The following is a 26008-nucleotide window of genomic DNA, read 5'->3' as shown; positions in this document are numbered from 1 at the left end:
TCGTCGCCAACGCGACAAAATGTTTAGCTGAAGGCAGCTGTCAACATATTAACGGTTGTTAAACTGATTGCCCTGACACACGTCGATCCTGACCTCCGTCAGGATGACGAGGGTCAGATTGCAGCTGAACCTAATACCTCTGTAAAATGGATCCTGACCTTCGTCAGGATGACGAGGGTGGGATTGCAGCTGAACTCAGCATCTCTGCAAAATGGATCCTGACTTTCGTCAGGATGACGAGGGTCAGATTACAGCTAAACCAAATACCTCTGCAAAATGGTTCCTGACTTTCGTCAGGATGACGAGGGGAAGATTGCAGCTGAACCCAGCACCTCTGCACAATGGTTCCTGGCCTTCGTCAGGATAACGAGGGGAAGATTTCAGCTAAGCCTAGTACCTCTGCAAAATGGCTCCTGCTCTCCGTCAGAATGACGGAGATCAAACTCCAGCTAGACCCACCCCACCACAAAAAAACCGCCTTAATTTCTTAAGGCGGTTTTCAAATCAAAATCCATGTCAGGACTGCTCCCGACAATCAGATATCAATTACTCTGCATATGTCTCAACAGCTGGACATGAACAGATAAGGTTACGGTCACCGTATACGTCATCGATACGCGTTACCGTTGGCCAGAACTTGTCTTTTGCTACCGCTGGTACAGGGAATGCAGCATAGAAGCGGTCATATGCACGCTCCCACTCGTTGCCAAGTACATCAGCTTGTGTGTGCGGAGCAAACACAAGTGGATTGTTCTCAACAGACCACTCGCCTGACTCAACCTTCGCAATCTCTTTACGGATTGAGATCATCGCTTCGATAAAGCGGTCAATTTCAACCTTAGATTCAGACTCAGTTGGCTCGATCATTAACGTGCCTGCAACTGGGAATGACATAGTCGGTGCATGGAAGCCATAGTCCATAAGACGCTTCGCCACATCCATTTCAGTAATGCCAGATGCTTCTTTAAGTGGACGTAAGTCAACAATACATTCGTGTGCAACACGGTCATTACGGCCGCGATATAACACTGGGTAGTGATCCGCTAGTTTAGCCGTTAGGTAGTTTGCGTTTACAATCGCCATTTCAGTTGCTTGCTTAAGACCTTCGCTGCCCATCATGGCAATGTATGCCCATGAGATAGGTAGAATCGCCGCTGAGCCGTAAGGCGCTGCAGATACTGCACCGTTGCCTTCTGTGGTACCTGCAACATTGATGATGCTGTGGTTAGGCATAAATGGCGCAAGGTGCGATTTAACACCGATAGGACCAACACCTGGACCACCACCACCGTGTGGGATACAGAACGTTTTGTGTAGGTTTAAGTGCGATACGTCAGAGCCGATGAAGCCCGGGCTTGTAACGCCAACTTGCGCGTTCATGTTCGCGCCGTCCATGTATACTTGACCGCCGTGCTGGTGAACAACATCACATACTTCACGGATAGTCTCTTCGTATACACCGTGTGTAGACGGGTAAGTAACCATGATGCAAGATAGGTTCTCAGACACTTCTTCTGCTTTTGCACGTAAATCGTCAAGGTCGATATTCCCTTTGTCGTCACAACCAACAACCACAACCTTCATGCTTGCCATTTGTGCAGACGCTGGGTTCGTACCGTGTGCAGAGCTTGGGATCAAACATACGTTACGGTGACCTTCGCCACGTGACTCATGGTATTTACGAATAGCGATAAGACCCGCGTATTCGCCTTGTGCACCTGAGTTTGGCTGTAGTGAAACTGCATCGTAGCCTGTGATATTTACAAGCCAGTCATGCAGCTCAGTCATCATTGTTTGATAACCTTGTGCTTGCTCAAGTGGACAGAATGGGTGAAGCTCAGCGAATTCAGGCCAGGTTACTGGGATCATCTCCGCTGTCGCGTTTAGCTTCATAGTACAAGAGCCCAAAGAGATCATTGAGTGGTTCAATGCTAAATCTTTGTTCTCTAAACGCTTGATGTAACGCAGCATTTCAGTTTCGCTGTGATACTCATTAAAGTTTGAATGGGTTAGGATCTCGTCATCACGCACCAAGCTTGCTGGAATACCTGTGATGCCGTTTGCCGCAACCTCTGCGTCAAGCGCAGCTACATCAAGACCATGGCCTTCGCCTAGGATGATGTCAAATAATTCTGTGATGTCAGCGCGTGTTGTTGTCTCATTCAGTGCGATTGAGTACTCGCCTGCATGGTTAATTGCAAAGTTAACTTGATTTGCAACAGCACGTGCTACAACGGCTTTTTTGTCTGCTTCTTCTGCTACAACTGTGATGGTATCAAACCAAGTGTCGTGCTTCAGTGCAACGCCTTTTGATTTAAGGCCAGTCGCCAAGATGCTTGCAAAGCGGTTGATACGCTGTGCAATCGTCTTAAGGCCTTGTGGACCATGGTACACCGCATAGAATGCAGCCATGTTCGCTAGCAATACCTGCGCTGTACAAATGTTTGAGTTCGCTTTTTCACGGCGGATGTGCTGCTCACGCGTCTGCATCGCCATACGTAATGCGTCGTTGCCTAAACGGTCTTTAGAAACACCGATGATACGACCAGGTAGTGAACGCTTGTACTTGTCACGTGTTGCAAAGAATGCCGCGTGTGGACCACCGTACCCCATAGGTACACCAAAACGCTGTGCAGAACCAAGCACCACGTCAGCACCTAGTTTACCCGGCGCTTTTAATAGCATTAAACTCATGATGTCTGCCGCAACACAGGCAATCGCTTTTTTGTCTTGTACTTGTGCGATAAGGTCTGTGAGGTCTACCACTTCACCAGATGTTGATGGGTACTGGAATAGTGCACCAAAGATCTCGTGGTTTGCCACATCGCTTGCAGGCGCTACAACAACTTCAAAACCAAACTGTTCAGCACGGGTGCTTACTACGTCGATTGTTTGTGTGTGTACGTCATCTGCAATAAAGAAGGTGTTTGCTTTTTTCGCTTTTGCTACTCGCTTAGCTAGGGCCATAGCCTCTGCTGCAGCTGTAGACTCATCAAGCAAAGATGCACTTGCCAAATCTAGGCCTGTAACATCCATAGTCAGTGTTTGGAAGTTAAGAAGAGACTCCAAACGCCCTTGTGCGATCTCTGGCTGGTATGGCGTATACGCTGTGTACCAACCTGGGTTTTCTAACACGTTACGTAGAATAACATTAGGCACGTGTGTTGGGTGATAACCTTGGCCGATGTATGATTTAAATACTTTGTTTTGGCTTGCTACTGATTTTAGGTAGCTCAGCGTTTCAACTTCAGTACGGCTTTCACCAATCTTAAGACCTGTTTCTAAACGAATAGAGTCAGGTACCGTTTGACCGATCAGCTCTTCAACACTTGATACTCCAAGCTCAGCAAGCATCTCGCTTACTTGTGCGGCATTCGGGCCGATGTGGCGACGAATAAAGTCTTGCTTTTGCTCTAATTGTTCAAGAGATTTGGCGTTTGACATTAGTCCAGATTCCTATGATCCAAATAAAATGGGTGTTCCTGCATTGATGCCTGACATCTTTGCCAGACAAAGGCCTTGGTAACGCAGTCACAGATAATGCTTTGAGCGTTAACCAAACCAAAACGGTTTGATTTAACAACAAAAGCCCCAAAAAATGGGGCTTTTAATCACACAACGAATTAGTCTTCGTCGATTGAGTTTTTGTAACCTTCGTGGTCAAGTAGGTTTTCAAGCTCTGACTCGTCAGACGCTTTAACTTTGAATAACCAACCGTCGCCATATGGGTCGTTGTTAACAGATTCTGGCGAATCTTCTAGCTCTTCGTTGATTTCAACGATAGTACCAGTGATTGGTGCGTAGATATCAGAAGCCGCTTTTACAGACTCAGCAACTGCACAATCTTCGCCAGCATCTACTTCGTCATCAACGTCAGGTAGGTCAACAAATACCATGTCGCCTAGAAGCTCTTGTGCATGCTCAGTAATACCTACAGTGAATACACCGTCGCCTTCGCTGCGAACCCATTCGTGTGAAGATGCGTATTTTAACTCGCTAGGAATGTTGCTCATTTTTTGTTCCTTTGGTCGTTTTAGTTGGGCAACCGCCCATAATTCTACTCGTTACAATGATCTTAGATCACTGACTTACCGTTACGTACGAAGCTAGGCTTCACAACTTTAACGTCTACTAGCTTTTTGCGCATTTCAACTTGTGCAGTTTCCCCTGTTGAACGAGGAACACGTGCCAATGCCACGCTAAAACCTAAAGTCGGAGAGAATGTACCAGAAGTTATAACACCTTCGCCACCTTCTACGATAACTTTAGAGCCGCCGCGCAATACACCTTTGCTTTCAAGCACCAAGCCAACCAGCTTATCAGTACTCTTATCAGCACGTTGTTGCTCAACTACTTTACGGCCGATGAAATCACGATCTTCTGGTTCCCAAGCGATGGTCCAAGCCATATTAGCAGCCAGTGGAGAAACCGTTTCATCCATATCAGAGCCGTACAAGTTCATGCCCGCTTCTAAACGTAGCGTATCACGTGCACCTAAGCCAGCCGGACGCACACCTGCATCTAGTAATTGCTGCCAAAGTTCTGCTGCATCGTCGTTATGAACAACGATTTCGTAGCCTGCTTCACCAGTATAACCAGTTGTTGCAATGAATAGTTTTCCAGCTTGAGCACCAAAGAATGGTTTCATGCCTTCAACTGCTGCACGCTGCTCATCATTTAAGATAGTCGCTGTTTTTTCTTTTGCATTTGGACCTTGTACTGCAATCATGGCGTACTCAGGACGCTCGGTGACTGTCACTTCAAAATCAGCGGCAACTGCACCAATGTGTGCAAGGTCTTTTTCACGCGTTGCAGAATTTACAACTAGACGATAATCCGTTTCTGTGAAGAAGTAGATGATAAGGTCGTCAATAACACCACCTTGCTCATTCAACATGCCAGTGTATAGCGCTTTACCAGGCACGGTCAGCTTTGCAACATCGTTTGCCACAAGCTTGCGTAAGAACGCTTGTGCATCAGCACCTTTCACATCCACAATGGTCATGTGCGATACATCAAACATGCCCGCATCTTGACGCACTGCGTGGTGCTCTTCGATTTGTGAACCATAGTTGATTGGCATTTCCCAACCGTGGAAATCAACCATTTTAGCGCCTGCTTCTAGGTGCTTAGCATGTAGTACTGTTTTAGAAGTCATACTTGTCCTTCACTTTTTTGTGTTATGTAAGTCACTTTAGGTGCTTTACATATAATCGAGGTAAAAACCTCGAAGGGGTTAATCTTGAGCTGGTGACCAACTCAAATGCACGGAATTAATTTACGCAAAAACCTTCAGCGCTGAGCTTTTTTTGCCACGCTGAAAGCGGGGCTTGCTGCGCGATAAGTTGATGCTGCTGCACACCATCTTGCAGTAACGTAGTGATAAATACATCACCACTTTGTTTGCCATAACAAGCTTGTAGATCTGAAATACCTAAGCCAGGTGTGAGCGAAAAGTTTGTTAATAATGAATCAAATGCAGCGTTGCCACAGAGCTGTGCGATGACTAAGTCTTCTCGACGTACAAGTTCAATATCGTACTCGTGCTCATGCTGCTCAACTAACACTTGTAAAGTTGATGCAGCGTCTTGATCCAAAATAAAGCGATAAGCTGTTTCACTAAAGTAGTAAACCGCGTAGCGGTGACCGTTGGCAAATGTGCCTTGAATACCAAGACCGGGCGCTATCAACTTGTTTAAGTTGATGCCAAGCTCTTGATTAAGGAAAGGCGTCGTTTCAAAGCCACTAAAATCTAATACCACTTGACCTGCCTGTGAACTGTAAGCATTCTTTGTTGGTACAGTCCCTTGACGGTGTTTGGCAAAAATTATCGGAGAAAACGTCATACAACCACCTTAGTGAAATTAAGATGGACAAAAGTATAGGGTGGCAGATAACCAACAACAAATTGTAATTATTTATCAATTGATAAATAATATTAATGTATTCAAGATTTATAAATAGCTTTTTTAAATATGAAGAACTTATCAATTGATGGCCTACGGACACTTGTCACGGTTGTAGAGGTCGGAGGTTTTGCAAAAGCAGGTGAATTGCTCGGCTTGTCCCAACCAGCCGTAAGTTTGCAGATCCGTCGCTTAGAAGACTTACTTGGATGTAAGTTGTTTAAAAAACAAGGCCAGCGTCAAGTGCTTAATCAGTACGGTGAACTCCTATTGCCGCAAGCAAAGCAGATGCTGCAATATAATGACGCCATCTTGCAACAATTTACTTCTGAAAGCGTCACAGGTCGCGTGCGCTTAGGGATCCCTAGTGAGTTTGCCGCGCGTATTCTACCGGCCATCATCGGTGACTTTGTCTCTCTGTATCCAGATGTAGCACTGGAAGTAAAATCAAGGCTTAGCAAGCATTTACTTTCGGTATCTAGACAAGATCAATTTGATCTGGTTTTGGCGTTAAATGAAGAGCTAGAATCTGTAACCCACCCTATATTTATGCGCGATCAATTGGTCTGGGTTGGCGACTTAACGCTAGCAAAAAAAGATGTCATCACCTTAGTCACCGCACCAGAGGGCTGTATTTATCGACGTCGTGCTATTGAAGCGCTGCAACAAAGCGGCCGTCCATTTCGTATCGTATACAGCAATGCAGACTTAACCGGCCTGATAGCGGCGTTAAACGAAGGGTTGGGGATCACGGTTTTAGCCAAAAATACCGTACCGAGCGAATTATCTTATCAAGAATATACCCATGACTTGCCGATGCTTGGCGAAATAGGGATCAGTTTAATCAAAAATACTCAGGAGTCCGCCCACGCTGTAAACAAACTCGCTGAGTTTATCGCGTTACGTTTGTCGTAACGCAGCACCCTTACTGCCCTACAGCCTGCTTTACAAACAGGTTTTTGATCGGACCTAAATTATCAACTAAGCTCAAACCCAAGCCTCGGATGAGCTTTTTAGCCGGGTGCGCGCCCTCAAATAAGTCTTTAAGGCCCTGCATCATAGCAATGTGCTTTTGTGCATCCAACTTGCGCGCACGCTCGTACTCTCTGAGTACTTTATGTGCGGCAAACTCCTGGTTCTGCTCACCCAATGCGTGAATTAAATGCGCTGCATCTTTTAAGCCTAAATTCATGCCTAAACCTGCTAATGGGTGAATGGTATGGGCTGCATCTCCCATTAATACCACACGACCTTTTAACCATTGCTGGGCGTAGCGCATAGTAAGTGGAAACACTGCTCTGTCACTTTGCACTTCACACAATCCACATTGCATATCTATGGCGACGGACAAAGACTTATTAAACTCGCTAGGGCTTTGCGCCATAAGCTGCTTAGCATGCTCAGGAGACGTTGACCAAACAATGGAATGCATATTGTCTTCACGCAATGGCAAAAATGCCAAAGGACCTGTCGGTAAAAATACCTGACGTGCCGTATGCTGATGGGCACTATCGGTTTTGACCGTGGCCACAATTGCATGGTGGTCGTAATCCCAAAAGCTCAGCGGCATATCAAATAACTTACGCACTCCAGAGTTTGCGCCATCGGCAGCCACCAGCAGCTTGCTCATTACTGGCATGCCAGACGCTAACGTGATCAGCACATCGGTATCTGTTTGATGAATCGTTTGATAGCGGCTTTCAAACGCCAGCGTGACGTGTTCATATGCCTGTAGCTTATTGTACAACGCATAGCGAATACCATCGTTTTCAATGATGTGACCCAGCTCGGGGAGCTGTAAAGCGTGTGCATCAAACGCAATTTTGCCAAAGCTGTCTGCATCTCTGACATCCATTGCGGTATAAGGCGTTGCTCTACTAGCAAAGATATCCTGCCAAACATCCAATGATTCAAACAGTTGCTGACTGGCAAGGCTGATCGCGCTGACTCGCACACTATAGTCTTCATTTAATGGCTGTGGCGCAGCGCCGGCGTCAAGCACCATCACCGAAATACCTTGTCGTGCTAAACCCAATGCCAGCGTTAATCCAATACAGCCACCGCCGACTATACATACTTGCACTTGCTGCATGAGAGCTCCTCTATTGCACTCGGCCCATTAGCTGTCTAGCCAATGGCATTTTTAAATTGGGAAACAGGCTGATCATCATCAAGCCGCAACTACGCCCAAAAGCGATGCTGCGAGACTCGTTGGAAAATAGCCTCACAAGGCCATCAGTCAAAGTCATCACTCGCCCGATGTCTTGATCTCTAGCGACTTTATAAGCTTGGGTAAACCCATGGCAGCCCCAACTATCGAGTTCTGTTGCTTCTAGCTGTGTGACCAAACATTGAATATCACGCATACCAAGATTAAAACCCTGACCGGCAATCGGGTGAATGGCGTGGGCGGCATTACCTATCACGACCACACGATGATGTACCACACTGGAGATACGTCCATGAACAAGCGGATAACGACTGCGCGTTCCTACCGCTTCAAACAGGCCACCACGATAGCCAAACTCTTGTTGTAGACGCGTTAAAAACTGGCTGTCATCAAGCGTTAATACTTCCTCTAGCGCACTTTGATTCATGCACCACGCTACCGAGAAGCGTCCTTCGCTCATAGGTAACAGTGCAATAGGCCCCTGTGATGTAAAACGCTCAAAAGCTTGACCTTGATGTTCAGGCGACACTTTCACATTCGCAATTAATGCCCCTTGCTCATATGGAAAGCTATCAAACTCGAGGTTAAGTAATTCTCGTGTCGGTGATTGCGCTCCATCAGCAACCACCAGTAGTTTTGCCCGTAATTTTACTGCTTCATCACTATCGAGCGTCACCTCAACATAGTCTAAATGCTGCACTAATGAGGTGACCTTAGCAGGACAAAACAAAGAAATGTCTTGGCTTTGCAATTGCTGGTGCAAAAATTGACCATATGGATTCACTTCTACCACATAGCCCAATGCATCAACTTGATACTCTTGAGGTGTGATCGCCGCTTTCCCAAAATGACCTCTATCAGACACATTGACCTTTAAGATTGGTTCAGCAAAAGGCCAGGTTTTATTAAAGAGGTTAAGTTGACTTAAGTAATCAACGGACTGTTCTGCCAGCGCAATGCAGCGTTCGTCAAAGCTTGGGTGGCTTTGCGCTTTAGGGGCAAATGCTTCCACCACAGCAATACGGCAGTTGGGAATTTGTTTTTTAATACTGACGGCAGCAGTGGCACCTGCCATGCCACCACCGACAATAAGTACGTCGAATTGTTGCAAGCCTGATACTCCCAATTCTTGCAGTTAGGCTTTTTGCATCAGCGCTTCAATCTCTGCTATCGATTTTGGCACATCAACGGTTAAGTTTTCATGGCCATTTTGCGTGATCAGTAAATCATCCTCAATGCGCACGCCAATGCCTTTGTACTGTGCTGGCACTTCAGCATCTTCATCGAAATATAAGCCGGGCTCAATGGTCAAGACCATACCCGCTTCAAACGGTCGATCTGCCTCATCCAGCTTATACTCACCAACATCATGCACGTCTAAACCGAGCCAGTGACCTACACCATGCATATAAAATGCTTTGCAAGCTTGTGCTTCGACCAACTCATCAACGGTGCCAGAAAGGATACCCAGTTCAATTAAGCCTTCAGTTAAAACACGAACAACCTGCTTGTTGGCTTTGACTAAAGTACCACCTGGTTTTACTTCTTCAAATGCCGCCAATTGCGCTTTGAGTACCAAGTTATAAATTTCAGTTTGCGCAGCGCTAAACTGACCACTGACCGGGAAAGTCCGTGTTATGTCAGCAGCATATCCTTCCAATTCACATCCTGAGTCGATCAAGATCAAATCCCCTGACTTTAACGCATCACTATTTTCGGTGTAATGCAATATATTGGCATTGTTACCTGAACCAACAATGGTGCCATATGCTGGGTATCGCGCGCCATTCATCGCGTAGTGGTGATGTATTTCAGCTTCTAATTGATACTCAGTAGCTTCTGGCTTGGCAAATTGCATCGCTCGCACATGCGCCTGTGCGCTGATCTGCGCCGCCTTGCGCATCACGGCAATTTCACTCTCTGACTTAAACAAACGCATTTCATGTACCAAGGGACGGATATCCTTGATGGTCTCTGGTGCTTTATAGCCTTTTTTCGGTGCACCGCGCAGTGTGCTCAATAAACTCCATACCTTGTCATCAAATATTGGATATGTTCCCTGACCAAAGTACAATGTCGCACAGCCATTCACCAATGCTAATAATTCGTCATCTAAATCTGTTAAAGCATAGGTTTCGTCCATATCAAACTGGGTTTTGGCCTTTTCAAAGCCAACTCGCCTACCATGCCAAATCTCCGCTAGTTTGTCTTTATTGCGGCAAAATAAGATAGTACGGCCATTACCTACTTTGTCTTTGTGTAAGACCAGAACGGCATCCGGCTCTTTGAAACCTGTTAAGTAAAAAAAGTCGCTGTCTTGGCGAAATGGAAATTCAGTATCACGACTGCGAGTAATTTCTGCGGCCGCAGGAATAATCGCCACCGCATTGCTATCTAGGCTGTTTAGCAGTCGTGTGCGACGTGCTACAAACTCTTCATTTTTTATCATAATTAGTGCACTGTTTTTGATGTTGCGCCATTTCCTTGCTCTCTGCCCATCTCTGCAAAGCATAAAAGCGCAGAAACACGAATATACTCGACCACTTCATGAAATGCTTGTTGGTCTTCCTCTGTATCATCGAAATGTGTATCAAGCTTAGTGATCTCACTGAAGTCACTGATCACTTCTTTTACGTCATCAGACAGCTTGCCATAGTCTTTTTGCTTTAGACCAAAGCCAAGTAAAAACCCTGAAACCCAAGAGACTAACGCATTAGCTTGATCGATAAGTGCTTCATCACCATTTGGCAAATAAACTTCAAAGGTGTGTTCAGGATCATTAAAACGCTCTACCACAAGCTTGTATAACTCGGCTAAAAACCCTTTGAGTTCAACGCCGAAAGCTTGGCCGTCATTGAATACGTCACTGAGTAAACCTAAGTATTCTTTATCATCAATACTCAAGCCACAGGCCAAAATGCCACTAATAGTGCCATGAACTTCTGCAGGTGCGACAAAGATGCCGTGTTTTTCGAGTAGTAACTGTGCTTGCTGGTAATCTTTTAATTCGATCATAAGGCTTAATTCTCATTCACTTGATAAGGTTAATGCTACCATTCGAAGTATAGCAACTACAATGCATTGTCTTGTCTCGAAGGAAAAAACCCCGCAGTTCCATCTGTTTGCCTACCAAGACACAGGTAGTTTTCAAACAGAGAATCTAGGGCGCGTGTATGTAAAAAAAGCAAAAATTGGGCAGCCAATACTCAGTCGGTGATTTTGCCAGCAAATAAGTAAGATTTTTTCATTTTATGGTTTAAGCATTCGGTGTTGTCTTATATACTAAAGTTGTTCCCTAGCTCGCCGGACAGTGGATTATGTCCCTGAGCCGATAAACTTTTTTTAGGAATGCAGTTTATTCACTTTTGCGCAAGCTTGGCAGGTACCGAGAAGCCTACGGTGGGTTGTTGCCTTCCGCCTTGAACCTTAGGGTTCAAGGACTTACATCCGCATCCGCGCAGCCGGGGACACCTTCACCTACCATCAAAACTCGCATTGAGTTCGCCTGACTTATTTCTTTTTCCGAATATACAAAATAAAAAACCCACAGAACATAATCCTATGGGCTCACTATTTACATTGACTTTCTCATGTCTATATAGATGACTTACGCTTTACAGGCTGCGCATACATAGACAAAACAAACTCTTTCAGCTCGATTGGGAGTGTCTCTATGCTTTGCTTGAAACGTTCAGTTTCTTCACTGCTGCTATTTGCTTGCTCGCCCGCAGCTAAATAGTTTGTTGAATGCAAGTAATAGTTATCAATGATTTGCTTGTCAATGATTTGCGCCAACTCCTCTGGCGTTTCAAAATCATCCTCAATGGGCGTACCGAATGCGACATGGACATTGCCTTTATCAGCGCTAAATCCATCAATGATACTCTTGATATCTTCACCTTCTTCTTTTTGGTACTCGCCAAACTGTTGCTTGTGATAGAGCTCTTTGGCTTTTGCCAGTGCGCAGGGCTCATATTGATAAGAAATTGATACTGGCACTACCTTTAGTTTGCGTACATAGTCAGCAAATGGCGCTTTTAAACGCCTCCCCTGAAGTTGCAGCATTTTTAAGAGCGCAGGGTCGGTATAGTCAATACCATCTTTTGCGCGACCTTCTTTTTGTGCTATCCAAATCGAATTGCCTTCTTGCAGTGAGTCATAAATGTAACCTGATAACTGCGACAGCGCTTTGAGCATCTCTTTTGGCGCTTTTGCTGAGCGCTTTACGATAAAGCTCTTATTCAAGCGCATCAACTCGGTAATATAAGGGACTTGCAATAAGTTATCACCAATTGCAATGCGTACAGTCGGCAAATTGTTCTGGTGCAATCCCCAGTTAACCAGCGCCGGATCTAATACGATATCGCGGTGATTAGAAATAAACAAATATGCGCCATTTTTATCTAAACGCTCAAGCCCAGAATAGGTAACCTTGGAAGTGGTACGCTCAACCAACATAGACAAATATTGTGCCACCTCATTTTGAACGGCTTCAACATTGTTGACAGTTTTCCATTTAGATTTGAGTCTCGCTTTTACCAAAGGCCTGCTAATAGCAGCAAAAGACGCTATCCATTTTGGTAAGTTATGTTCGGCAATAACATCTAAAAACTGTTCGTCGGCCAATAACCTCTCTAGGGCCGCGGGCACTTCATCATCATTATAAGGTCTGATATCTGCGTATTTATCCACTAAATTACTCTTACTGATCTAGGCGTATGACAAAAAACGGCCTATTCTATCTCGCTCTCAACCCGGATGCTAAGAATATCAAGTCTGACCACACTAGGTTGTCAGACGTTGTTTGAAATCTATCGCGAATAAACGCAGCATCAACATCGCAAGTAAAATGGCACAGATTTGGCTCAGCCAGCTTGGCAACACTTCATGCTGATGCCCTGCCATTGCAGCCACTTCAAAACCAAATTGCAAAACAAGATAGTCCGTTAAAAAACCAAACAATATAGCGACACCAATAACAGCTGTAATATATGCAGCGACAGCTCGACGTCCTAACTCTTTTGCAACCACCCCAATGGTTGCCACATTTGTTGCAGGTCCCGCTAGCATAAAGACTAATACCGCCCCAGGCGACACCCCGGCGAGCAACAGCCCTGCAGCAATAGGCGTCGAAGCCGTCGCACAAATATACATAGGAATACTGATCAATATGACCACTATCATGGCCAATATACCGTCACCCCATTGAGCTAAAAACTCGGTTGGCACATATGTTTGGACTAATGCAGCGAAGAATATACCAATTAGAAGCCAAACCATAGTATCAGATAATAGCTTGTTACAACTAAATTTGACTGCTTGCCATAGCTTGGTAGGTAAGCGGTCTTTGGATTTACTTTGAGAAGAGCAGCAAGCACTTACTTCTGGTTGCTCTATTTTCTCTTCTTCCGGGCAACTGCCTTGCTGATGACCACTCGTCATGTGTTTATGATTATGCGTACCGCGCAGTGCCGTTGAGACACTCTCAGCGCCGCAGCAAGTTGCTGTGGGCTCAGTCACCACTTTTGATACTTGCTCACGGCAAACAGATGCAGCTTCCGAGCTCTTGGTACAACAAGCGGCTTCCGATTTAGGGGCGGCCTGCGGCGCTTTAGTACAACACGGCGCCGCTTGTGGGGGTTTATCACTATGCTGCGCGTCCACTGACTGTTCGTGGTTATCTCGGCCAACCAATAACCCCGCCGTGATCGCGCTGACTACAGCAGCAATTGGCCGAATAATGGCCATAAAAGGCCCCAGCATAGCGTACGATACAGAAATGGAATCCACGCCCGTTTCCGGCGTTGACACTAAAAATGCAGTGGTGGCACTTTTAGACCCACCAGCTCTTCGCAGCCCAATGGCCGCGGGGATCACTCCACAGGAGCACAGTGGCATGGGTGCGCCGATCAATGCCGCTTTAACTGTTGTCCACAATCCCTCTTTACCTAAATGACGTTGTAAAAAGTCTTTTGGAATAAATACATTAAGCAGGCCTGCCAGTAGTAGACCCAGCATCAGCCAAGGTGCTGATATAACAAACAATTGCCAAAAATTACTGATGAGTGTCATCTAAATCCTCCAGTGCCGTTAAAATTGAACAAGCGTTTGCGGGTTCATCACCACCACAACATTGATCAGCCAGTAAAGTCAATGAACGTTCAAATATGCTCAATTCCGAAATTTTTTCGCGGACCCAATCTCGCTTTTGTAAAGTCAGGGTTTTTACTTCTTCACAGCGATATTGTTGTTTATCAATCTTGATACTCAATAACTCTTGAATATCTTTAAGATTAAATCCAACTTCCTTTGCGCGAATAATAAAACGCAGTCTATCTACTGCCTGTTTATCATATAGACGATAGCCCGCCGCACTTCTTTCATTGGCAACCAATAACTCTTGTTGCTCATAATATCTCAGCGTATCCGTCGATACGCCTAACAACTTTGCAAGCTGCCCTATTCGATACATCGCCATGGTTATTCACTCAGTTAACACGATAAAGTCAGCTGATGCACTTAAGCCTGAACAACTTGTTAGCCACAATAAATCAAATTTAAGTGCTAAAAGTGATACACTGGCGTTTGCTATTTGCTGAACGTACACACATGAACTCTGCAAATGGTGTCGTGAACTAGCACGTTTAATGCCCATCAATTAAATAGGCGCTAAAATTCATCGCCACCATTTCGTCAATTTCATCACTAATAAAGAGTATAAACCTTGGAGTTAGCTCCAAAGTCAATAACGAGATAAAAATATGAATATTGTTGTTTTGGATGCCGCTACTTTGGCGGGCGTCGACCTTTCTCCACTTCACGAATTTGGCACTGTAACCACATATGAATACACCAGCCCCAGTGAGGTCGACAGTCGCATTCAACAGGCAAACATCATCGTCTCTAATAAAGTTCAGTTGAATGGCGCTCACTTTGCAATAGCACCTGAGTTAAAGTTAATCTGTGTTGCCGCCACTGGTACTAACAATATTGATCTGGTTGCGGCAAAAGATGCAGGTATTGCGGTTACTAATGTTGCCGGATACTCAACCCCTTCCGTCGTTCAGCACACCTTTACCTTGCTAGGTAACCTAATGAGCAATATTCATCGCTACGCCGCAGATACAAAGCTAGGCGCTTGGCAAAATAGTAGAATGTTTTGCCGTCTAGATCACAGTATTAATGACATTGCCAATAAACGCTTTGTTATCGTCGGCTATGGTAACCTTGGCCAGGCAACCGCTAAAGTCGCTGAGGCATTTGGTGCCAAAGTGATCATTGCTGAGCGCCCAAATAGCAAAGCAACACGCAGTGGCCGTATGGCATTTGAAGATGCAATGAAGATTGCTGATATTGTTTCAATACACTGTCCACTCACACCGCAAACTGAAAACTTGTTTAATGTTGAGACTCTTTCACTGTTGCCAAAGCACGCTATTCTTATCAATACGGCACGCGGTGGCATAGTCAATGAGCAGGCTCTAGCTGATGCACTCGCTAACAATCAAATCGCCGCGGCGGGTGTTGATGTGCTCTCGGTTGAACCTGCTGACGCTGATAATCCACTGATCAAATATCAGGGCGACAATCTAATGCTGACCCCACACACAGCATGGGCCAGTCAAGAATCAATCACTCGACTAATTCTTGGTATTGCTGAAAACATCACCAGCTATTTAGATGGTGGGCAACATAACCGTGTAGTTTAACCACGCAAATGCAATGCAGTTTAGGCCACTTAATATGAGTGGCTTAAAACACCACATTTTATTCATTATTGTTACTATTTAGTGTAAATCTCATACCTACCTTTCTCCAAAAATCATAACCAATTGATTTTTAATAATAAAAAAACTGGCAAAACAATTGCAAAAGTTAAGGTAAGTAAAAAATAAAATAAAACTTGATGATGACTGTACACATCAGGTCATGAGGATAACACAATGAAAAAATTACTTGTTGCTACTGCGCTTTTAAGCACTACATTACTGTCTGGTTGTATCGTTGCCGTGTCTGATGGTGAAATGCGTCACTACAATAGCTGGCCTGCAAAACACCAAGAAAATAGAGATAAGATCAGCGAACTCGCACTGGGTACTAGCTACAAAGAAGTTACTAAAGAATTTGGCACGCCAGACTTCAACGAAGCAATATCAAAAGACGGCCACACATATCAGGTCCTTTACTTTGCCACGAACAGAAAACACGCGGATGGTCAGATCACCAAAGACGAATGCACACCATTGGTATTTAAAAACAATCAACTCGTTGGTTTTGGTCAGTCGGCGGTAGATACTTACTTGTAACCAACTATTCAGACATTTCCCTGCTCAAGCCGCATATCGCGGCTTTTTCATTTGGCGTACAGTGAGCGTTAGCGGTTTACCAAAACCACTCGCTCTTGCAAGTGATGTGCTTGCAACAAGGCTTCATCCGCCAGCTTCAAACTATCTTGGTGATCACCAGAAAAATCTTCTTTGACATGGACTACCCCAATGCTAATCGTTACGTGCGCGCAAATAGGAGAGCTAGGATGAGGAATTGATAAAGCATCTACAGCTTGATGCATCGCAGCAGCTAAAGACAACGCTTGATCTGCATTGCGTTTATTCATCAGAGCTACAAACCGCACGCCATCATAACGCGCAACAAACCCCTCTACTTTTTGTGTGATGCTTTCCAACACCTTGGCAACTTTAACCAAACACTCATCGCCAGCACTGAACCCACAACTGTCGTTGTATTCTTTATAATAGTCTATATCCACGAGCAACATTGATAGTGGCACATGTTGATCCCGACTTTGATACCAAAGCTGGGCAAGGGTCTCATCTAACGCTCTACGATTTGGAATTTCGGTTAATCCATCGATATTAGCTAGACGCTCAAGCAAGTCATTCTTTTGCTTAATTGCCAAATGAATTTTTATCCGCGCTTTGACGATATTAGGGCTAAACGGCTTAACAATATAATCCACCGCCCCCAACATCAGCCCGCGCGCTTCATCTTGGTAACTATTACTAGCTGAAATGACTATCACTGGTATTTGATAGCTACTGGGATCCGCTTTGAGCTGTAACAGAAAATCAAGGCCTTCATCATCTGGCATTAAAATATCCACAATGATCAGGTCAAAGCGCGTTTGCAATAGGCGCTCAAATGCTTGGCCGCTATTGGAACAACCAATCACCAAGTGCTCATCAGATAAGGTATTTTCCAAAACCACCCGATTGAGAGGATCACCGTCTAACACTAAGATATTGGCTGACTTTTGCATTTAACTTCCTTTTGCTTCCAATAAAATAAACTGTTGCGCTTGTTGAATCAAAGATATTAACTCATCTCGCATCTTATCATTCAAAGGGGCACTGCTTGACCCACTATCTGATGAATTAACCACCTTTTCACGGCGAGCGTTTGCCTCGGTCAATTTGGCATAGTCAGCTAAGCGCGCCAATCCAATACCACCAGCAGCCCCTTTAATACTGTGTGCAATCTCTGCCAACCGCGCATTGCTATCAACGGCTTGCAAATCACGAACATACTCATCACACAGTTTAGCAAACTTATCCAACATTGCTTTTACAAGGTCCGAGTTATTCATCAGCTGCCTAAGGGCAAACGATTTATCAAAAACACGCGGGTGATTTCCTACATAGGGCTGCAAGGCGACACATAAGTCATCAGGAGAAATGGGCTTAACTAGAAATGCATTAACACCATGTTCGAACGCTTTTTCTTTTTCATGCTCATGTGCATTTGCAGTAAGCGCAATAATTGGCAATGCCTCTTCACTGAGTTTCTCACGGATAATTTGAGTGGCCTGATAACCATCAATATGTGGCATATAGATGTCCATAAGCACCATGTCAGGTTTGAGCTTTTGGCAAATATCCAAAATACCCTGTGCACTAGAGAGCGCCACAACTAGCGCACCATGTTGCTCCAAAACCGTTTTGGATATATCAAGGTTTAGTACATTGTCATCAACCACTAAGCACAAAGCGTTTGCCAAACGATCATGACTTGGCGGCGACGCAGTGCCTTGTTCAAATGGAGATAAACACAGCGACTGGTAAAACATGTGCTCAGGTAGCCTAAGAGTGGTAAGTGAATGGCTTGCACATTGCGACATATTTAAATTATTGGGTACCACTAACCCAGAACAGCCTGAAGACGTCATATCGCTAAAGTGATGACATAAATAGCTCAACTCCTCGATGTCATCACAGGCGATATACGCAAATTTATCCAACTGTTCCAACGCCTCACCAAAATTGGCAAAATGCGTGACTTGATAGGCCGATAAATAACTCGGCGGTGTATTTGTTGATACCAAACATATGTTGTTATGATTAGCTTGATAAGCCCGGCCGTGTGTTTTCAACATCAGCTCAAATTCAAAAGTGCTCCCTATCCCTTCTTCGCTTCGGATCTCAATTTTGCCGCCCAATAGGGTGACTTGTTGTTTTACAATAGCCAACCCTAAGCCTATACCTTCATACTCTCGAGAACTGGATTCATTTCCTTGTGTGAATGCATCAAACAGGCGGTTTTGGTCCACTTTTTTGATACCTGGACCGGTGTCAAATACAGCAAAAGACAACCACTGCTCCCCTGATTTACTCCATTTTGTTTCCACCCTAAGGCCCACTTCACCATGGCTTGTAAATTTAACCGCATTGCCTAATAAATTGACGAGAATTTGTTTGATCCGAGCTTCATCCCCTACAAACTCAGGCCACACATTGGCTGCAACCTGTAATTTCAAACCTAATTTTTTTGCATCGCTTAAAGGCTGGATCAGCGCGCTCAAACTGTTCATCAAGTTCAATATCGTAAATGGTTTGCGATGCAGTTTTGCTCGTCCACCCTCAAGGCGAGCAAAACTTAATATATCGCTCAGCATTGTCAGCAGTTGTTTCGCTGCGGTTTCAATATGCGCTAACTTTTCACTGTCTTGGACACGTGTTAAGCCTGGTTTTAGGATCCCCACTAACCCCAGTATCGCATTTAAAGGCGTTCGGATCTCATGGCTGATATTTGCTATAAAACGGCTTTTCGCTCTATTTGCCCGCTCGGCTTCTATCTTAGCTTTAGTCAGGGCTGTTACATTTTGTACATGGATCACAAAATATTTTGGTACCTTTTGCTTGTCCCAAACGAGTGATACACTCAGCTGAAGCCATAGCGCTGACTCGCTTTGTGACAAACTCAAAACTTTAACCCCTTTACGCTCTTCCAATAATTGCGCCAATACGCCATTGAGTGTATCCAGCTCGTCTTTATCAAACAAGGCACTTAAATGCTGTCCAGCTTCAACGCCATCTAACAGTTTTCGTACAGCGCGATTGAACTCTAAAATCACACACTCTGTTGAGACCAGCAAAATGCCATTTGGCGCATGTTTAATTGCCGCTTTAAAGTTTTGTTCAGAGGCTCGCAGCGCGATCATAGCCTGTTGTTGTTCACTAATATCGCGGGCAATACCTAAACTCCCGATACGACTCCCCTGCTCATCAAACAATGGAGATACACTCACCAAATATGCTTTTTCATCGAAGTTGAGCGTTTCTGTCAAAGGTATACTGTGGAGCTCCATCGCCTGCTCAAGGTCAAGTAATTCCAAGTACTTTTGACTCACTTCCTGATGCTCTTTGGCAACCAATTCAGCTTGCACAACCCCAATAAATCGCTCAAACGCCTGATTACAACCAATGAATGAGCCATCAATATTTTTAAAATAGATGAGATCCGGCACTGAATTAAGCACAGTATTGAGCAGAGCGGCTTGGCGCTCTTTAGCCTCAAAGCTACGAGAGAGCGCTTTTCTTTGGCGCTGAACCTGATCGTCTAAACGCGCATTATGAGTTTCCATTTGCTCAAATAAGGCTTGCCTTTGAGTGACAACTTGTTTGATTTCTTTAAACCATGGCTGCCAATCACTTGGTACTGGATAGTTAAGCGTGTGGTCTTCAGCTAAATCTTGCTTAGTCAAGTAGTGAACAAAGTGCTTCAGCGGACGAATAAAGATCTGTCCGTTTAACCATAAGAACGTAAAGAAGGTGAACACAATAAACAGAGTCAAAAAGCCAAGTTCAATTATGACCTCTTCAAACACCGCCGCAATAAAGGCGTCTTCTGATTGCTGAAACCGCAACGAATAAGGTGCATTTTGTATTGCACCTTGTAGCTCAACCCCTCCACGCCACAGTCTAGCATACTCAACCATGGGGTCTTTTTGTAAAACAGCTGCTTGGCTGCTTTGCACCAATACTTGTGAATTTGCGTCGATCAGTGCCAATGCCCCCTCATCGAAGGTCAACTTATCCAGTAAAGCAGTTACTTTGTCTGCACTATAAATCAGAATTATGTGTGATTTACCGCCGCTGATAATAGGCTGTGCGATACTGAAATAAGTATTGCCGAAAAGCCGAGTCTGTTTACTGTCAGGGTTTGCTAACCCCCCTTTTCTTGGACTAAAACGTCCTTCAACAATGGCCGTTAATAAATGGCTTTGTGTATCATCTCGGCGTTTTACAAAGGCAAAGCCATGTTCATTAAAATATGCCACGGCCTCTAATTCACTGATCAATGCCAACGCAGTATCGAAACTCGGACCCAGCGCCATTACGTGTAACCAATGCTCCAATACATGAGGCGAAGCTTTGTAGGTACCCAAACCAACCAATTCCCCTCCCTGCTCTGGCAATCGATGATAATAGTACCCCAACTGCTGGCGCACTTGCTGCTGCACATTATTGGCGAGTTGATATTTAATCGGTGTATCAAGACCTCTTTTAATGCTGCCAATAACCGTACTTGCAGCACTCGCAGCTTGATCGACCTGTGCCAATACCGCTGAAAACTGCACCTGATACACGTCATATTGGCGCTCTAACTTAATATTGAATAAGTGAAAGCACAGAACGATTGCGAGAATTAAGGGTATCAATAAAGCGACACAAATAGATTTTCGGTAAGTTTTAAGGGGCAGGAACTCTGACAAAATGTCCATTCATGGGCCTGTAATAATTGCTTCCATCTTTTTTTGAAAGAGTAGCGAGCGCCATTGAGATAAGCAAGTGCTTCACGCTGGCTGCAATTTCTTTTGTGCATACAGCCGATGTATAACAGTAAACCGTATGTGCTCACAGCTATACATCGACCGCCTGCTAACGAGTTAACAATTCACGGCGTGTTTTACAAGTTTTCCTCTGCAAACGACGCCAACCTGCTGCGCACAACCCCATTGAGGTTGATTGTTGCGCTTCCTTCAAAATCTTTGAAGCGCTCAACAATATACGTCAACCCGGATGTCACCGGCGTTAAGTAGTTGCTGTCAATCTGCGCCAGATTCCCCGTACATATCAATTTAGTCCCTTCACCACAGCGCGTAATAATGGTTTTCAGCTGCGACGCCGTTAAGTTTTGGCTTTCATCCAAGATCACCACTGCATTTTGAATGCTCCGGCCACGCATAAAGTTCACAGACTTGAACTGAATATTGGCCTTTTCCATTATGTAGTTACGACTGGAAATTGGGCTTTCATCATGTTTGTGCAACACCTCCAAAGTATCAGTGATCGCCGCCAACCAAGGTGCCATTTTCTCTTCTTCTGTACCTGGTAAGAAGCCGATACTTTCGGCGATTTCTGGCGTGTTTCTGGTAACAATAACCTTATCGTACACCCCTTTTTCAATGATCATCTCTAGCGCACTGGCCAGTGCCAATAGAGTTTTACCACATCCCGCAGGCCCGGTAAGTACCACCAATTCAATATTGGGATCGAGTAAAGCATCTAAAGCCATACCTTGATACACATTTTTTGGCTTAACCCCCCAAGCTTGTTGATGCATTAAACGTTCAACACTGATGTCCTTTAAAGTGACATGGGCCTCATCATAACCGATAACACGCGCTGCAAAATGCTCACTGTCATCGAGTAGATATTCATTGTAAAAAACTTCCGGCATCAGCGACTTTGGCACTTTATGCAAACTATAACGGCCCTGCTGCTCGGTTTGACACTCACCTACAGTAGCCCAAAAGTCGCCTTCGAACTTGTTATATCCAGAAGTGAGTAAATTAATATCATCAATTAATTGGTCAGTGCGGTAATCTTCAACAAACTTTAATCCCACTCCCTTTGCTTTAAGTCGCATATTGATGTCTTTGGTCACCAAAACTACACGCTTTTCGACATACTGTTTTTGCAATTGCAATGCACAGTTAATGATGCTGTGATCATTTTCATTACCCGGCAGACCAGAAATACTATCAGGGTATAAATGGTCGTTAACGATAATGAGTTTACCACTGCTGGCTGGTTTATTCGGGTCTCTCTGTACTTTAGGTAAATCAACACCTTCTAACATTTGCTCGGGTGTTGCATCGGTTAAGACATCGTCGAGGCTACGAATTGCAACCCGCGCATCTCTGCTGACATCACGTTTTCGATCTTTGATGTGGTCAAGTTCTTCTAACACTGTCATGGGGATCACAACATCGTGTTCTTGGAAGGAGAGGTAAGCGAGGGGCTCATGAAGTAAAACGTTGGTGTCTAGTACATATATTTTCCGGTCGAGGTCATCTTTTCCCATAGTGCATTCCTATTCGTCTGCAATTTCTATGATTGAACACTGTATTGCTCGCCACACAATACATCGCTCTAACTTAATTTTAGTCTATTTGTCACAAAAGTCGTTTTTATGACAAAAAGTGCAGTATGAAACTGTCCCTATTTATTTCCAGGTATGTACATTGTCACTTTTTTTAATCAATTGGATCGTATATTTTATCTCCAACTATGAGCATGTTTGACTATGCTTAATAGCCACTATTGCACATTAAAAAACAATCAACGGTGAGCAAACAACAAATATGTCCGAGTTATTTGGTAAAACCCGCACAACACCACGCTGTAAGGCACATTTATTGTGTTTTTACAATCTTGAACAAGGCTTTGCTTCTCGGTAACATAGCCGCCTTTTTTCTGCGAAGATGAGAAAACCATGAATTTTTCCTTAGGTCAGCGCTGGATAAGCGATACCGAATCAGATTTGGGTTTAGGGGCCATTGTCGCCTTAGAGGGTCGACAAGTAACCATTCTGTTTCCCGCCAGTGGAGAAAACCGCGTTTATTCTGTACAAGAAGCGCCGGTGACTCGTGTAGCATTTAATCCTGGGGATGTTATCCGCAGTGTTGAAGAATGGGAAATGCGTGTAGAGAGCATCGAAGAGCAAGGGGATCTGCTTTGCTATCATGGTGTTCGTCTAGACACAGAAGAAACTGTCAGCCTGAAAGAAACCTTTTTAGATCACTTCATTAAGTTTAATAAGCCGCAAGACAGGCTTTTTGCAGGCCAAGTAGATAGATTTGATCGCTACACATTACGCTACCAAACATGGCAGCACCAATTTAACCGTCAGCAATCTCACCTTAAAGGCCTTATCGGTCAACGTGCGAGCTTGATACCTCACCAATTATATATCGCCGATGAAGTCGGACAGCGTTTTGCACCACGTGTTTTGCTTTCTGATGAAGTGGGACTGGGTAAAACCATTGAAGCCGGTATGATTTTGCATCAGCAAATTCTCACTGGCCGCGCTAGCCGAGTGCTGATCATTGTACCTGAAAGTCTGCAACATCAATGGCTAGTAGAGATGTTACGTCGTTTCAATTTGCGCTTTTCTATTTTTGATGAAGAACGCTGCGACGAAGCATTTGCCGACTCTCCAAATGTCTTTGAAACTGAACAATTGGTACTGGTGAGCCTTGAGTTTATCACCAAAAAGCGCCGCTGGTTTGAGCAGGCGACCTTGGCTGATTGGGATCTGCTCATTGTCGATGAAGCACACCACTTAACCGTAGAAAAAGATAAACCAAGTACTGAGTATCAGCGTATTGCTGAGCTTAGCCAAGATATTCCAGGCCTCATTTTGTTAACTGCGACACCTGATCAACTGGGTCACCGCAGTCACTTTGCCCGTTTGCAGCTATTAGACCCTGATAGGTTCTATGATTACGATGCATTTGTTGCGGAAGAGAGCAATTACAAAGAAATTGCTGACGCGGCAAATCAATTGTTGCAAGATACTGAACTGGATGAAAAAGCCACGCAGACCATCACTGAGCTTCTCAAAGAAACCGATATCTCTGAGTTACTTAAGCGTGTTGCAGAAAAAGAACAAAGTGCAAAACAAGAACTGCTGGGTATGCTGCTTGACCGTCATGGAACCGGCCGTATCTTGTTTAGAAATAGCCGCAGCGGTATTGAAGGTTACCCGAGCAGAAAAATCCACGCACATGCAGTTGAAATGCCGAAACAATATAAAACAGCCATGTCTGTTTTAGGTAATATGGGTGGCATTCAAACGGCTGAAAAAAGCGCGTTACGTGCATTGTTTCCAGAAAAAATCTTCCAAGAATTCGAAGGGGAAAGTGCAAGCTGGACACAGTTCGATCCACGTGTAAATTGGCTGATTGAAAAACTCAAAGAGTTAAAACACGAAAAAGTACTCTTGATTTGTGCAGAAGCACAAACCGCGATAAGTCTAGAACAAACCTTGCGCGAACGTGAAGGCATTCGTTCAGCGGTGTTCCATGAAGGCATGTCTATTATTGAGCGTGACCGCGCTGCAGCGTATTTTGCCGATGAATATGACAGTGCGCAGGTATTACTGTGTTCTGAAATTGGTTCTGAAGGACGTAACTTCCAGTTCTCGCACCACTTAGTGCTATTTGATTTACCGCTGAACCCAGATTTATTAGAGCAACGTATTGGACGTCTAGACCGTATTGGTCAACAACATGATGTGAATATTCATGTGCCTTACTTTGCCAATACCGCACAAGAAGTTTTACTGCGCTGGTACAACGAAGCATTAGATGCATTTGAAACCACCAGCACCACAGGTCAGCTACTCTATAAAGAGTTTTCTGAAGATTTGCTTGAGTTTATCGCAGCCCATAATTGCGACGAAGAAGAGCTAGATCCGCTGCTTGAGCAAGTTGCCAAACAGAATAAAGTACTGCGCGCCAAAATGGAGCAAGGTCGAGACAGACTCCTTGAACTACATTCAAGCGGTCAAGGTCGTGCCGAGCAAATCGTCAGTGAAATTGAAACGCTCGACGACGATGTTATTCTGCCAGCTTATATGATTAATGTGTTCGATATATTTGGCGTTAACCAAGAAGACAAGGGTGAAAACACCATTATTCTGAAGCCAACAGAACACATGCTCAATCCATCCTTCCCTTGTTTGAAAGATGATGGCATTACAGTCACATTTGATCGCTCCACATCACTGTCTCAAGAAGATGCACAATTTATCAGTTGGGATCACCCTATGGTAGAAGGTGTGATGGACATGATCTGTGATGATGATTTTGGCTGTGCGTCTGTTGCATTGCTTAAAAACAACAAGTTACCAGTAGGTACTTTCTTTGTTGAACTAATCTATGTTGCCGAAACTTCCGCGCCTAAATCATTGCAGGTAGGACGCTTCTTACCTCCTACGCCAATACGTGTATTGATGGATAAAGCCGGTAATAACTTGGCAGATAACGTTGCCTTCGATGCATTTAACCAGCAGTTGTCTGCTGTTGGCCGCCAAACTGCAAGTAAGCTTGCCAATGCACTTCAGTCCGGAATCCACCCACTGATCGCCAAAGCAACTGATATGGCAAATGAGCAGCTAGAAACATTGCAAAACCAGGCACAAGCAGATATGCAAACGCGATTGGACGAAGAGCAAAACCGCCTTACCGCGCTAAAAGCCATCAACCCCAATATTCGCGACGAAGAGATTAAAGTGTTTGATAAACAAAAAACACAGCTCAGCGAGCATATCTCTAAAGCGCAAGTTAAACTCGATGCCATTCGCTTAATTGTGGTTTCTAACCAATAACTATTTATTCAATATCAGG

18 protein-coding genes and 1 other RNA gene are annotated in these 26008 nt (G+C 44.5%); 5 read left to right on the top strand and 14 right to left on the bottom strand.

The genetic code is table 11. The features are described 5' to 3' along the window. Nucleotides 1-546 precede the first annotated feature (546 nt). The 4 genes from gcvP to QNM18_RS11745 all read right to left on the bottom strand — a co-directional run bounded on the left by gcvP (nucleotide 547) and on the right by QNM18_RS11745 (nucleotide 5846). Nucleotides 547-3444 carry an aminomethyl-transferring glycine dehydrogenase gene (gene gcvP, locus QNM18_RS11760; RefSeq protein WP_284137331.1) on the bottom strand — a complete coding sequence of 966 codons (2898 nt, stop codon included), beginning with the start codon at nucleotides 3442-3444 and terminating at the stop codon, nucleotides 547-549. Between the two features lie 179 nt (nucleotides 3445-3623). Continuing rightward, nucleotides 3624-4013 carry a glycine cleavage system protein GcvH gene (gcvH, locus tag QNM18_RS11755; protein ID WP_023400829.1) on the bottom strand — a complete coding sequence of 130 codons (390 nt, stop codon included), beginning with the start codon at nucleotides 4011-4013 and terminating at the stop codon, nucleotides 3624-3626. A gap of 62 nt (nucleotides 4014-4075) precedes the next feature. Further along, the gene (gcvT, locus tag QNM18_RS11750; RefSeq protein ID WP_211011395.1) at nucleotides 4076-5158 is read right to left on the bottom strand and encodes a glycine cleavage system aminomethyltransferase GcvT; all 1083 of its coding nucleotides are present in this window, start codon (nucleotides 5156-5158) and stop codon (nucleotides 4076-4078) included. Between the two features lie 115 nt (nucleotides 5159-5273). Continuing rightward, nucleotides 5274-5846: a hypothetical protein gene (locus tag QNM18_RS11745; RefSeq protein WP_284137330.1), complete on the bottom strand. Its 573-nt coding sequence runs from the start codon at nucleotides 5844-5846 to the stop codon at nucleotides 5274-5276. Nucleotides 5847-5975: 129 nt separating this feature from the next. On the opposite strand from QNM18_RS11745, the gene QNM18_RS11740 reads away from it, so the two are divergent. Continuing rightward, a complete protein-coding gene (locus QNM18_RS11740; protein WP_211011397.1) occupies nucleotides 5976-6821 on the top strand; it encodes a LysR family transcriptional regulator in 846 nt (281 codons plus the stop codon). A 10-nt stretch (nucleotides 6822-6831) separates the two neighbouring features. Here the strand turns inward: QNM18_RS11740 and QNM18_RS11735 are convergent, their stop codons facing one another. Genes QNM18_RS11735 through QNM18_RS11720 form a run of 4 tightly spaced genes read right to left on the bottom strand, consistent with a single transcriptional unit; the run spans nucleotide 6832 to nucleotide 11091 of the window. Further along, the gene (locus QNM18_RS11735) at nucleotides 6832-7998 is read right to left on the bottom strand and encodes an FAD-dependent oxidoreductase (protein ID WP_284137329.1); all 1167 of its coding nucleotides are present in this window, start codon (nucleotides 7996-7998) and stop codon (nucleotides 6832-6834) included. Nucleotides 7999-8008: 10 nt separating this feature from the next. Continuing rightward, the gene (gene ubiH, locus QNM18_RS11730; RefSeq protein WP_284137328.1) at nucleotides 8009-9187 is read right to left on the bottom strand and encodes a 2-octaprenyl-6-methoxyphenyl hydroxylase; all 1179 of its coding nucleotides are present in this window, start codon (nucleotides 9185-9187) and stop codon (nucleotides 8009-8011) included. A gap of 24 nt (nucleotides 9188-9211) precedes the next feature. After that, nucleotides 9212-10525, bottom strand: a complete 1314-nt coding sequence (pepP, locus tag QNM18_RS11725; RefSeq protein WP_284137327.1) for a Xaa-Pro aminopeptidase — start codon at nucleotides 10523-10525, stop codon at nucleotides 9212-9214. A 2-nt stretch (nucleotides 10526-10527) separates the two neighbouring features. Beyond that, on the bottom strand, nucleotides 10528-11091 hold the full coding sequence (locus QNM18_RS11720; protein WP_023400822.1) for a UPF0149 family protein: 564 nt from the start codon (nucleotides 11089-11091) through the stop codon (nucleotides 10528-10530). A gap of 274 nt (nucleotides 11092-11365) precedes the next feature. Here QNM18_RS11720 and ssrS point away from each other — a divergent pair. Continuing rightward, nucleotides 11366-11548, top strand: a non-coding RNA gene (gene ssrS, locus QNM18_RS11715) — 6S RNA. Between the two features lie 122 nt (nucleotides 11549-11670). Here the strand turns inward: ssrS and QNM18_RS11710 are convergent. The 3 genes from QNM18_RS11710 to zntR form a co-directional block, all read right to left on the bottom strand. Next, nucleotides 11671-12768, bottom strand: a complete 1098-nt coding sequence (locus tag QNM18_RS11710) for a lysophospholipid acyltransferase family protein (protein ID WP_284137326.1) — start codon at nucleotides 12766-12768, stop codon at nucleotides 11671-11673. 93 nt (nucleotides 12769-12861) lie between these two features. After that, complete coding sequence (locus tag QNM18_RS11705; protein ID WP_284137325.1) at nucleotides 12862-14148, bottom strand: SO_0444 family Cu/Zn efflux transporter; 1287 nt, start codon at nucleotides 14146-14148, stop codon at nucleotides 12862-12864. Then, nucleotides 14132-14548 (bottom strand): Zn(2+)-responsive transcriptional regulator, encoded by a 417-nt coding sequence (zntR, locus tag QNM18_RS11700; RefSeq protein WP_211011469.1) that lies wholly within the window; start codon nucleotides 14546-14548, stop codon nucleotides 14132-14134. Before zntR ends, QNM18_RS11705 begins: the two co-directional genes overlap by 17 nt. 289 nt (nucleotides 14549-14837) lie before the next feature. On the opposite strand from zntR, the gene QNM18_RS11695 reads away from it, so the two are divergent. Beyond that, the gene (locus tag QNM18_RS11695) at nucleotides 14838-15785 is read left to right on the top strand and encodes a D-2-hydroxyacid dehydrogenase (protein ID WP_284137324.1); all 948 of its coding nucleotides are present in this window, start codon (nucleotides 14838-14840) and stop codon (nucleotides 15783-15785) included. A 234-nt stretch (nucleotides 15786-16019) separates the two neighbouring features. Then, nucleotides 16020-16382 carry a DUF3192 domain-containing protein gene (locus tag QNM18_RS11690; protein WP_284137323.1) on the top strand — a complete coding sequence of 121 codons (363 nt, stop codon included), beginning with the start codon at nucleotides 16020-16022 and terminating at the stop codon, nucleotides 16380-16382. Nucleotides 16383-16450: 68 nt separating this feature from the next. On the opposite strand, the gene QNM18_RS11685 is transcribed toward QNM18_RS11690, so the two are convergent. From QNM18_RS11685 to QNM18_RS11675, 3 genes are all read right to left on the bottom strand, one after another. Next, nucleotides 16451-17353 (bottom strand): diguanylate cyclase domain-containing protein, encoded by a 903-nt coding sequence (locus QNM18_RS11685; RefSeq protein ID WP_211011405.1) that lies wholly within the window; start codon nucleotides 17351-17353, stop codon nucleotides 16451-16453. Beyond that, on the bottom strand, nucleotides 17354-21094 hold the full coding sequence (locus QNM18_RS11680; RefSeq protein WP_284137322.1) for a hybrid sensor histidine kinase/response regulator: 3741 nt from the start codon (nucleotides 21092-21094) through the stop codon (nucleotides 17354-17356). It lies immediately after the preceding gene. Nucleotides 21095-21279: 185 nt separating this feature from the next. Beyond that, nucleotides 21280-22680 carry a PhoH family protein gene (locus QNM18_RS11675; protein ID WP_284137321.1) on the bottom strand — a complete coding sequence of 467 codons (1401 nt, stop codon included), beginning with the start codon at nucleotides 22678-22680 and terminating at the stop codon, nucleotides 21280-21282. 411 nt (nucleotides 22681-23091) lie between these two features. Here QNM18_RS11675 and rapA point away from each other — a divergent pair, with 411 nt between their 5' ends. Continuing rightward, nucleotides 23092-25989, top strand: a complete 2898-nt coding sequence (gene rapA, locus QNM18_RS11670) for an RNA polymerase-associated protein RapA (protein WP_284137320.1) — start codon at nucleotides 23092-23094, stop codon at nucleotides 25987-25989. Nucleotides 25990-26008: the final 19 nt, after the last annotated feature.

Origin of the sequence: Pseudoalteromonas obscura (assembly GCF_030135505.1) — a bacterium.
GTDB lineage: Bacteria > Pseudomonadota > Gammaproteobacteria > Enterobacterales > Alteromonadaceae > Pseudoalteromonas > Pseudoalteromonas obscura.
The sequence above is the reverse complement of the archived record's forward strand: the minus strand, read 5'-3'. Positions and strand labels throughout refer to the sequence as shown.